The organism is Aeromicrobium sp. REDSEA-S32_B7 (assembly GCF_001626145.1).
Classification (GTDB): Bacteria; Actinomycetota; Actinomycetes; order Propionibacteriales; family Nocardioidaceae; genus Aeromicrobium; species Aeromicrobium erythreum.
In genome coordinates this window covers 1-8433 of sequence record NZ_LUNF01000124.1, presented here as the reverse complement: position 1 = coordinate 8433, position 8433 = coordinate 1, and the positions used below count along the sequence as shown (strand labels likewise).

Sequence of the window (8433 nt, the reverse complement as noted above, 5' to 3'; positions counted from 1 at the left end):
GGCCAGTGGGAGGCCGCGAAGATGGAGACCCTTCGTTTCGGCGAGCGTCTGGCCGACCACGGCCGGCGCGACCACGCCGAGCGGCGCCTCGTGCAGGTCGTCGCCCGCGACCCAGGCGAAGACCGCGACCACGCCGGCCAGCTGCACGGCGACGGCGACCACCAGCGGCACCCAGACGCGACCCCTCACGCGCCGACTGTAGGTCACGCCAGGGCCCGCCCCGTCGCCGTGACATCGTGGTGCCGTGGGAGTGCAGCGCGTGCCGTGGCGGATCCGGGTGGCGGCCGTCACCGGGCCGGCGCTCCTGCTCATGCTGTCCCTCGTCGCCTTCTCGGGCCGGGCCGACCCGCCGTCGGCGCCGACGGTGCCCGAGGCGAGCGAGACCCGCTGCCTGCCGATCGAGCCTGTCCGCTCGGTACCCGACCTCAACCGGCTCGTCACGCAGGTCCGTGGCTCGGGGGCGTTCCAGGGCGCCGACGTCGGCGCCGACGTGACCCTGCAGGACGGGCGGCGGCTCTGGCTCTTCGGCGACACCCTCCGGTCGGCCGACTTCGACGGCCAGCGCTTCGTGCGCAACTCGATGCTCGTGTTCGAGCCAGGTTGCGCACAGGTGGTGCTGCCCGCCGACCACGGCGCGCTCATCCCCGACCGGGCCGACGGCGTCGGCTACTGGCCGATGTCGGTCGCCAAGATCGAGCGACCGGGCTACGACCTGGTGGGTGTGTCGGCGCAGCGCGTCAAGGGCGCCGACGCTCCCGACGGCCCGCTCGCGTTCGACAACCTGGGGCCCGCGGTCGCGCTGTTCGTCGTGGAGCGCGGGCGGACGCCCCAGCTGCTCGGGGTGCGCGACGTCGGCCCGGACGACGACGACCCCCGTCGTCCGACGTGGGGCGCCGCGACGGCCGTGTCCGACGGCTGGGTCTACCTCTACGGGACGGCGCGTCCCGGTCGCGGCCTGGTGTTCGGGTTCAGCCTGCACGTGGCGCGGGTGCGGCCCGACGACGTGTTGCGCCCCGACCGCTACCGCTACTGGAACGGTCGGGCATGGACCCGCGACGCCTCCGAGCTGGCCACCCTGGTCCCGGCCGAGGGCGGGGTCTCGCAGACGCTCAGCGTCTTCGAGCGAGGCGGACGCTGGTACGCGGTGAGCAAGCGCGACGAGTTCCTCGGCAAGGACCTCGTCGTGTGGTCGGCGTCGCGACCGACCGGGCCGTTCACCCCGAGCGCCCCGGTCGCCCAGATCCCCAGCGAGCCCGACGGTCGCCTGCGGTACATGCCGCTGGCCCACCCCGACCTGCTGCCCGAGCGAGGGTCGGTCGTCGTCTCCTACAGCCAGAACGACACCGACCTCGCGGAGGTCGCGCGCGACCCGTTCGTCTACCGCCCGCGGTTCCTGCGGATCCCGCTGCCGCGCTGACGTCCGCCCCGCTAGTGCTCGAGCGCGTCGAGGTCGAGGTCGGCGGGGAGCAGCCGGTGCACGAGCCACGCTGCCGCGAGCATGACGAGCCCGGCGGCGAGGCCGACCCAGCCGAACGCCTCGGCGTAGGAGGCCTGGGCGGCTGCGGCGACCGGCGTGTCGAGCGCGAGGGCGAGCGACTCGCGGGTCGCGTCGGTGGCGTCGCCGGGCAGCCCGCTGCGGTAGAGCGCGGCGACGAGGCCGCCGAGCACGCTGATGCTGATGACCGCGCCGAACTCGTAGCAGATCTCCTCGACGGCGGACGCCGAGCCGACCTGGTCGCGTGGTGCGCTGCCGATGATGAGGGCCGAGGCTAGCGCGAGCGCACCCGTCCCCACGCCGACCACGAGCAGTGCCGGGCCGACCACGACGTAGGAGAGCGGTTGCGGCGCCGCGAAGATGAGGAGCGGTCCTGCGCCGAGCAGGACCATGCCCAGCACCACCGCCCGTCGGGCGCCGATGCGGGCGGCGATCCGCGGGGCGAGCGGGGAGGCGACCAGGCCGCCGACGGCGAGCGGCAGCAGCGCGACGCCCGCCAGGAGCGGACCGTGGCCCTCCACGAGCTGGAGCCACTGCGAGCCGACGAAGAGCAGCGCCATCATGGCGATGCTGCTCGCCAGCGCGGCGACCACCCCGCCGCGGAAGATGCGACTGCGGAACAGCGAGACCGCGAGCATGGGGGCGTCCTGGCGCAGGCTGCGTCGCACGAAGAGGGCCAGCATCGTCATGCCCGCGACGACGCAGACCAGGGTGACTCCACTGAACCCGTCCTTGCCGAGCTCCTTGACGCCGTAGACCATCGTGACCATGCCGGCGACCGTGAGGACCACGCCGAACGGGTCGATGCGGCCGGGTCGCGCCGAGCGGCTCTCCGGCAGCAGCCACATGCCGAACGCGACGCCGAGGACCATGACGGGCACGTTCACGAGGAAGGCCGCGTGCCAGCTCCACGCCTGGAGCAGCGCGCCTCCGACGACCGGGCCGACGGCCGCTCCCAGGGAGGCCATCGCGGCCCAGATGCCGAGCGCGTAGGCGCGTTCGCGCGGGTCGGTGAAGAGCGTGCGGATGAGCGACAGGGTCGACGGCATGATCATGGCGCCGCCCAGGCCGAGGGCCACACGCAGCGCGATGACGGCCGATGCGTCGTCGACCCAGAGCGCGGCCGTGGAGGCGACGGCGAAGATCGTGAAGCCGGTGAGCAGCATGCGCTTGCGACCGACGCGGTCGGCAAGGGCGGTGACGGGCACGAGCAGGCCGGCCAGGACGAGGGCGTACGCGTCGACGATCCACAGCTGCTGCAGAGCGCTGGCGTCGGTCTCGGCGGCCAGGTCCGGCAGCGCGACGTTGAGGATCGTCATGTCCATGACCACCACGAGGAGGCTGGCGGCGAGCACGGCCAGACCGGCCCAGCGGCGCGGGTGGTCGACGGCGGGGGTCGTGGGGGAGGGAGAGGTGGTCACGGTGTCACCGAGGCTTTCCCGAAGCCGGAGGCTTCGTGGTGGCGGAGTGCGGAGGCTTCGTGGTGGGGAGTGCGGAGCCTCAGTCGTGCTGACGGGCAGAGGCTCCGTCGAGGAAGAAGGAGGAGACGAGGGCGCCAAGGCCGCGTCGCGGCACGTCGCCGACCCGGATGGCCTCGCGGGCGGCGACGAGAAGGCCGTAGCCGGCGGTCGACAGCCAGGCGGCGCTGACGTCGTCGCGCAGCACGCCCGCCCGTTGTCCGGCGGCGAAGAGCACGACCTCGCGCCGGTGGAGGGCCTCGGCGCGGGCGGCGAGTCCCGGCTCGACGGTCAGGAAGTGGTCGGTGAGGGCGAAGCCGAAGTCGTCGGAGTCGTCGGTGAAGCGCTCGAGCAGCTGCTCGACGGTGCTCCGGATGAGGCCGCCGTCGCCGCCGGCGGCCACGTCCTCGACCGCTGCCTCGTCGAGACGCTGCTCCCAGCGGTCGAGGGAGCGAGTGCCGATCTCGAGGAGCAGCTCGTCGCGTCCGGCGAAGTAGCGGTGCAGCGTCGCGCGGCCGATGTGGGCGGCTCGGGCGATGTCGGCCATCGACGACGTGGGGTCGGCGTTGAGCTGCCGTTGGGCGACAGCCAGGATCTCGTCGGGTGTCATCGCACTCCCCGGGTCGTCGTGAGACAGGAGTGTCTCACATGAGACCACAATGTCTCACCCCGCGGGGGCGGCCGGGTGCGAGGGTCGGCCGTCCCGTGACGGTTCGTCCCGCACGGGGCGGGTACGTCGGGAGGGAGCCGGCGTGACGTCGGCTCCCTCGACCGATGGAGTCCCCGTGCCCCTCACCGCCCTCGCACTGAACTGCACCCTCAAGCCCGGCGACGCGCCGTCGAGCAGCGCCCTGATGGCGCAGCAGTACCTCGACGCCCTCGCCGAGCACGACGTCGTCGGCACCGCCGTGCGGGTCGTCGACCTCGACGTCAAGCCCGGTGTCGAGACCGACATGGGCGACGGCGACGAGTGGCCGGCGATCCGTCGGCAGCTGCTCGACGCCGACGTGATCGTCGTGGTCACACCGACGTGGGTGGGGCAGATGTCGAGCGTCGCGAACCGCGTGCTGGAGCGGCTCGACGCCGAGCTGTCCGAGACGCGCGACGACGGGAACCCGATCCTCTACGGGAAGGTCGCGCTCGTGGGGGTCGTCGGCAACGAGGACGGCGCGCACAAGATCACGGCCGACCTGTACCAGGCGCTCGACGACTGCGGCCTGACGATCCCCGCGCAGGGCGGCACGTACTGGAACGGCGAGGCCATGCACACGGTCGACTACAACGACCTCGACGAGACCCCCGAGGCCACGCTCAGCACGCTGCGCACGGCGGCCGCGAATGCCGTGCACCTCGCCCGGCTGCTCTCCCGCGAGCCGTACCCCGCCTGACCTTCTGCCGCGGTCAGCGGCGCGCGGTGGCCAGCCGGTCGATCCGCACGAGCGCCGCGGCCAGCACGGGCAGGTATGCCGGCGCCCACAGCGGGGCACCCATCGACAGCCGGCAGCCGTCGACCTCCGGACGCACGGCGTGCGTCGTCGCGGGCACACCGGCGACCGACCAGGCCCAGGCGCGCCCCGGCTCGAACGACGTGATCGCGAAGGGGAGCGAGAGACCGACGGCCGTGCGGACGTGGCCGGTGCTGCCGAGGCCGAGCGGCGCCTCGTCGTCGAGGCTCGCGTGCTGCACCGACGGGCCCCAGCGAGGCCACGCGTCGAGGTCGACGAGCAGCGACCACACGATGTCGGGCTCGGCGTCGATGTGGCGGTGCACGGTCAGCTGTCTCACGCGTCGCCCACCTCATCCTCGTCGAGCGGCTCCGCCAGGTGCGGGTCCCCGTGGGTGACGTCGCTGACGTGCACGTGCTGGGTGACGTCGTCGGCGCCCGGTGCCGGCCCCGTCCCGAGCGTCTGGGTCAGGACGCGCCGGGTCACGGCGTGCGTCGCCTCGGTGGACTCCGGCACCGACGTCCCGTAGCGCGCCACGAGCTCCACGTACACGGCGTGCAGGCGGCCGCGGTCGCGGACGTCGAGCCGGATGCGTCGCACGGCCGCGTCGGCGACCTCGCCGCCGAGCGCCGAGCGCAGCAGCGCCACGAGCGCGACCGAGGAGACCTGCAGCAGCGGGTCGGCGGTCTCGATCGTGCTCGCCCGACGGGGGGCGGCAAGGGCCCGGGCGAGGACGCGGCCGGCCGCCTGCGCGACGTGCGGGCTCGCCGGCTGGTCGCGGAGCTGGTCGGTCGCCACGTCGAGGGCACGCTCGCCGCTCGAGCGGTCGAGGTCGGGCACGTCGGGGTTCGTCATCGCCACTGCTCCATCCGGATCGCGAGACTTCGTCGGGCGCGGTGCAGCTGTCCGCGGACCACGGTCGGAGTCGTGTCGAGCACCTGGGCGATCTCCGCGTAGGAGAAGCCCTCCAGCTCACGGAGGGTCCATGCCGCGCGCTGGGTCCACGGTAGCTCCCCCAGGGCCAGGTCCAGCGTGCGCCAGAGGTCGCCGAGCTCGGCCTCCTGCTCGGGGTCGAGGCGACGCGCGGCGCCGAGCCGGTCGGCGTCGTCGCGGCCGAGGGGCTCGAGGATGCGGTCGTCGACCGCCAGGGGGCGGGTGCGGCGACGGCGTCGGTAGACCTCGCGCTGCACGATCGTGAACAGCCACGTCTGCACCTTCGAGCGGCCCTCGAAGTCGGGCAGAGCGCGCCACGCGGTGATCCACGCGTCCTGCACGGCGTCCTCCGCCGACCTCTCGTCGCCGTCGAGCAGACGGGTCGCGTAGCGCAGCGTCGCCGGGAAGAGGCGGGCGAAGAGCTCCTCGAACGCCGCCCGGTCGCCAAGGCCGGCGCGGCGGGCGAGCGCGTTGTCGGACGGACGGGCGCTCCCGTCGTCGGTGCCCGGCACCCGCTCGTCGTCCGTCCCCCTGGTCATCGCTCCGACCGTCCCACCGCGTGGGGAGGGGCGCACCTCGAACGGACTCACACCGTGACGTCGGTCACATCACCGTGACGTTCGGCGTGCGGGGTGACTCTCACGGTTGTTCGATCGATCCACCCCACCACACAGAACAGGACTGATGACGTGAGCGAGAAGGCCGTCGCCAAGACCACCACCTCCAGCGACCTGGACAGCACGCAGGGTCGTACCTCCATCGCCGACACCGTCGTGTCGAAGATCGCCGGCATCGCGACGCGCGAGGTCTCCGGCGTGTACGCGCTGGGTGGCAACACCGCCCGCGCCGTCGGCGCCATCCGTGAGCGCATCCCGGGCTCCTCCACCAACCACTCGCAGGGCATCTCCGTCGAGGTGGGCGAGAAGGAGGCCGCCATCGACATCCAGCTCGTCGCGGAGTACGGCGTCTCCATCGCCGACCTCGCCAACGGCATCCGCACCAACGTGATCAACGCGGTGGAGCGCATGGTCGGCCTCAACGTCGTCGAGGTCAACATCGAGGTGCAGGACATCCACATCGAGTCCGACGAGGGCGCCGACGACACCGCCGGCGAGCCGCGCGTCCAGTGACCACCCCCGCCGACACGCCCGAGCCCGCCGACACCGGAGCGACGGTGGCCGAGCAGGTGGCGTCCGCGACCCTGGGCGTGCCCGGGGTCGCGGGGCTGCACGCCGGCTCGTTCGGCGAGGTGGCGACCTACCTGCCCGGTCGTCGCGTCACCGGGGTCCGGCTGCGCGACGGCGACACCGAGGTGCACGTCGTCGCGACGATGGGCACCCGGCTGCGCGACCTGGCCGACGCCGTTCGCTCGGTCGTGTCGCCGCTCGTCGACACACCCGTGCGCGTGGTCGTCGAGGACGTCGTCCCGGACGGCACGACCGCGTCGTGAGCGGCAGCACCGGGGCGCGACCGACCGGACACCGCTTCGCGGGTCCGGCCGACGCCGCACTGCGCGAGCAGTGGCGTCGCGACCGTCGCGCCCTGGTGCGTCGCCACCATCCCGACGCCGGAGGTGACGCCGAGCAGCTGCAGGTCCGGCTGGCGGCGCTCGACCGGCGCTACGCGTTCCTCGAGCGGTCGGGCCCCCGAAGCTCTGGCCCCGAGCCGTCCGACCCGAGGCCCCTGCCTCGAGTGCTCCACACCCTCCGGGCGGCCCTGCGCCGCCCGACGCGGCGGCCGCGTCGCCGCCGCTACATCGACCTCTGACCCCTCGCACGACCCCCATCCCGGCACCAAGGAGACACCCCATGACCACCTCCACCGTCGGCCTCATCGCCGGCCTCCTGCTCGCCATCGCCATCGCGACCGGCGGCTTCCTCGGCTTCCTGCTCGCCCTCGTCCTGGGCGGCGCGGGCTACCTCGTCGGCGGCCACGTCGACGGGGAGGTCGACCTCTCCGGCCTGCTCGGACGGCGCGACCGTGGCTGACACGGCCACCCTCGCCCCCGTCGCGCAGGAGCGGGCACCGCTGCCCGCCCCCGAGGACCGCGGCCGCACGACCATCGCCGACGGCGTCGTGAGCCGGGTCGCGTCGATCGCGGCCTCGGAGATCGAGGCCGTCGTCGACACCCGCAAGGGCTGGACCAAGCTCGTCCGCAAGGGCCTGCCGCACGCCGAGGCCACGGTCGCCGGCGAGACGTCGTCGATCACGGTCGAGGTCGCGGCGACCTGGCCGACGCCGCTCGCGCCGCTCGTCGAGCGGGTCCGCGCGCACGTCACCGAGCGCGTCGACACCCTCGTCGGCGTCACCGTGAGCCGTGTCGACGTCACGGTCGCCGACGTCGTGCACCTCGACGCCCCCACCCGCCGCGTCGTCTGACCTCTCCCACTCGACCGAAGGACCCCGCATGACCTCCGAGACCCCCTCCCCGACGGGTACCCGCCCGCTCGCGGCGGCGAAGTCGCCCGCCGGCACGGGCGCGTCGCCCCTCGTCGCCCAGCTGATCGCCCTCGCGCTCGTCGGCCTGGCCGTCGTCGCGGTCCAGCACCTGCTCGTGCAGCTCGGCTCGGTGTCGGGCAGCTCGCACTGGTCGTGGCCGTGCTGCTGCTGCCGGTGGCGCTCAAGCCCCGACCGCGCCGCACCCTGGCGCTGCGCGCCAGCAGCGGCGTGCACCTGCGTCGCCAGGACCTCGTGCGGGTCGTCCGCGCCGCGATCGACGGCACCGACGGCGTCACCGACGCCGACGTCTCGGTCCGGCGTCGGCGCGTGAAGGTGGTGGCTCGTTCCGTCGCCACCAGCGACCGCGAGAGCGAGCTCGAGGGTGCCGTCCGTGCCCGCGCGGAGCGCGTCTGCTCCGCCGTCGACCCCACCCCGCGGGTCGACGTCACCATCCGACCCGAGAAGGGCTGAGCACCATGGTCAGTCGCACCACGCTCCTCATCGACCGTCTCGCCACCCTCGTGCTCGTCGCGCTGCTGGCCGCCGCTGGGCTCGCCGGCCTGTGGTGGTGGTCCGGACGCGAGGTCTCCGGCAGCACGCTCCCCGCGACCAGCAGCACCACGCGCGTCGCCGACGCGCTCGAGAACCCCGCCGTGGCGTGGGG

Annotated in this window: 15 protein-coding genes; 9 read left to right on the top strand and 6 right to left on the bottom strand. The window is 73.8% G+C overall.

What is annotated here, in order from left to right:
- A partial coding sequence (locus A6Q79_RS09060) for a hypothetical protein (protein ID WP_317697881.1) occupies nucleotides 1-189 on the bottom strand: 189 nt, incomplete at its 3' end.
- A 55-nt stretch (nucleotides 190-244) separates the two neighbouring features.
- Between A6Q79_RS09060 and A6Q79_RS09055 the strand changes: the two genes are divergently transcribed.
- Entirely contained in the window at nucleotides 245-1417 is a 1173-nt protein-coding gene (locus tag A6Q79_RS09055; RefSeq protein WP_286689855.1) for a DUF4185 domain-containing protein, read from the top strand.
- A gap of 11 nt (nucleotides 1418-1428) precedes the next feature.
- Here A6Q79_RS09055 and A6Q79_RS09050 read toward each other — a convergent pair whose 3' ends face one another.
- Nucleotides 1429-2916, bottom strand: coding sequence for an MFS transporter (locus A6Q79_RS09050; RefSeq protein ID WP_286689854.1), 1488 nt, complete (start codon nucleotides 2914-2916; stop codon nucleotides 1429-1431).
- Nucleotides 2917-2995: 79 nt separating this feature from the next.
- The gene (locus A6Q79_RS09045) at nucleotides 2996-3562 is read right to left on the bottom strand and encodes a TetR/AcrR family transcriptional regulator (RefSeq protein WP_067859913.1); all 567 of its coding nucleotides are present in this window, start codon (nucleotides 3560-3562) and stop codon (nucleotides 2996-2998) included.
- 175 nt (nucleotides 3563-3737) lie between these two features.
- Between A6Q79_RS09045 and A6Q79_RS09040 the strand changes: the two genes are divergently transcribed.
- On the top strand, nucleotides 3738-4340 hold the full coding sequence (locus A6Q79_RS09040) for a flavodoxin family protein (protein ID WP_067859910.1): 603 nt from the start codon (nucleotides 3738-3740) through the stop codon (nucleotides 4338-4340).
- A 13-nt stretch (nucleotides 4341-4353) separates the two neighbouring features.
- On the opposite strand, the gene A6Q79_RS09035 is transcribed toward A6Q79_RS09040, so the two are convergent.
- From A6Q79_RS09035 to A6Q79_RS09025, 3 genes are read right to left on the bottom strand one after another with little or no spacing between them, the layout of a single operon-like run.
- Complete coding sequence (locus A6Q79_RS09035; RefSeq protein WP_286689853.1) at nucleotides 4354-4737, bottom strand: SRPBCC family protein; 384 nt, start codon at nucleotides 4735-4737, stop codon at nucleotides 4354-4356.
- On the bottom strand, nucleotides 4734-5252 hold the full coding sequence (locus A6Q79_RS09030; protein ID WP_286689852.1) for a hypothetical protein: 519 nt from the start codon (nucleotides 5250-5252) through the stop codon (nucleotides 4734-4736). The genes A6Q79_RS09035 and A6Q79_RS09030 overlap by 4 nt, the downstream gene beginning before the upstream one ends.
- Complete coding sequence (locus tag A6Q79_RS09025; protein ID WP_289017694.1) at nucleotides 5249-5869, bottom strand: RNA polymerase sigma factor; 621 nt, start codon at nucleotides 5867-5869, stop codon at nucleotides 5249-5251. The genes A6Q79_RS09030 and A6Q79_RS09025 overlap by 4 nt, the downstream gene beginning before the upstream one ends.
- 150 nt (nucleotides 5870-6019) lie before the next feature.
- Between A6Q79_RS09025 and A6Q79_RS09020 the strand changes: the two genes are divergently transcribed.
- The 7 genes from A6Q79_RS09020 to A6Q79_RS08990 all read left to right on the top strand — a co-directional run.
- A complete protein-coding gene (locus A6Q79_RS09020; protein WP_067859900.1) occupies nucleotides 6020-6460 on the top strand; it encodes an Asp23/Gls24 family envelope stress response protein in 441 nt (146 codons plus the stop codon).
- Nucleotides 6457-6780 carry an Asp23/Gls24 family envelope stress response protein gene (locus A6Q79_RS09015; RefSeq protein WP_067859897.1) on the top strand — a complete coding sequence of 108 codons (324 nt, stop codon included), beginning with the start codon at nucleotides 6457-6459 and terminating at the stop codon, nucleotides 6778-6780. Before A6Q79_RS09020 ends, A6Q79_RS09015 begins: the two co-directional genes overlap by 4 nt.
- Nucleotides 6777-7097: a hypothetical protein gene (locus A6Q79_RS09010; protein WP_286689850.1), complete on the top strand. Its 321-nt coding sequence runs from the start codon at nucleotides 6777-6779 to the stop codon at nucleotides 7095-7097. The genes A6Q79_RS09015 and A6Q79_RS09010 overlap by 4 nt, the downstream gene beginning before the upstream one ends.
- Nucleotides 7098-7138: 41 nt before the next feature.
- Nucleotides 7139-7318: a DUF2273 domain-containing protein gene (locus A6Q79_RS09005; protein ID WP_067859894.1), complete on the top strand. Its 180-nt coding sequence runs from the start codon at nucleotides 7139-7141 to the stop codon at nucleotides 7316-7318.
- Nucleotides 7311-7709 carry an Asp23/Gls24 family envelope stress response protein gene (locus A6Q79_RS09000; RefSeq protein ID WP_286689849.1) on the top strand — a complete coding sequence of 133 codons (399 nt, stop codon included), beginning with the start codon at nucleotides 7311-7313 and terminating at the stop codon, nucleotides 7707-7709. Before A6Q79_RS09005 ends, A6Q79_RS09000 begins: the two co-directional genes overlap by 8 nt.
- A gap of 213 nt (nucleotides 7710-7922) precedes the next feature.
- Complete coding sequence (locus tag A6Q79_RS08995) at nucleotides 7923-8240, top strand: DUF6286 domain-containing protein (protein WP_317697869.1); 318 nt, start codon at nucleotides 7923-7925, stop codon at nucleotides 8238-8240.
- 5 nt (nucleotides 8241-8245) lie between these two features.
- Nucleotides 8246-8433: hypothetical protein (locus A6Q79_RS08990; RefSeq protein WP_317697867.1), on the top strand; the 188-nt coding region annotated here is incomplete at its 3' end.

What these genes read in the sequence shown, in the direction of transcription:
- A6Q79_RS09045 (WP_067859913.1), bottom strand. Translation starts at nt 3,562, where the DNA reads ATGACACCCGACGAGATCCTGGCTGTCGCCCAACGGCAGCTCAACGCC.
- A6Q79_RS09030 (WP_286689852.1), bottom strand. Translation starts at nt 5,252, where the DNA reads ATGACGAACCCCGACGTGCCCGACCTCGACCGCTCGAGCGGCGAGCGT.
- A6Q79_RS09025 (WP_289017694.1), bottom strand. Translation starts at nt 5,869, where the DNA reads ATGACCAGGGGGACGGACGACGAGCGGGTGCCGGGCACCGACGACGGG.
- A6Q79_RS09005 (WP_067859894.1), top strand. Translation starts at nt 7,139, where the DNA reads ATGACCACCTCCACCGTCGGCCTCATCGCCGGCCTCCTGCTCGCCATC.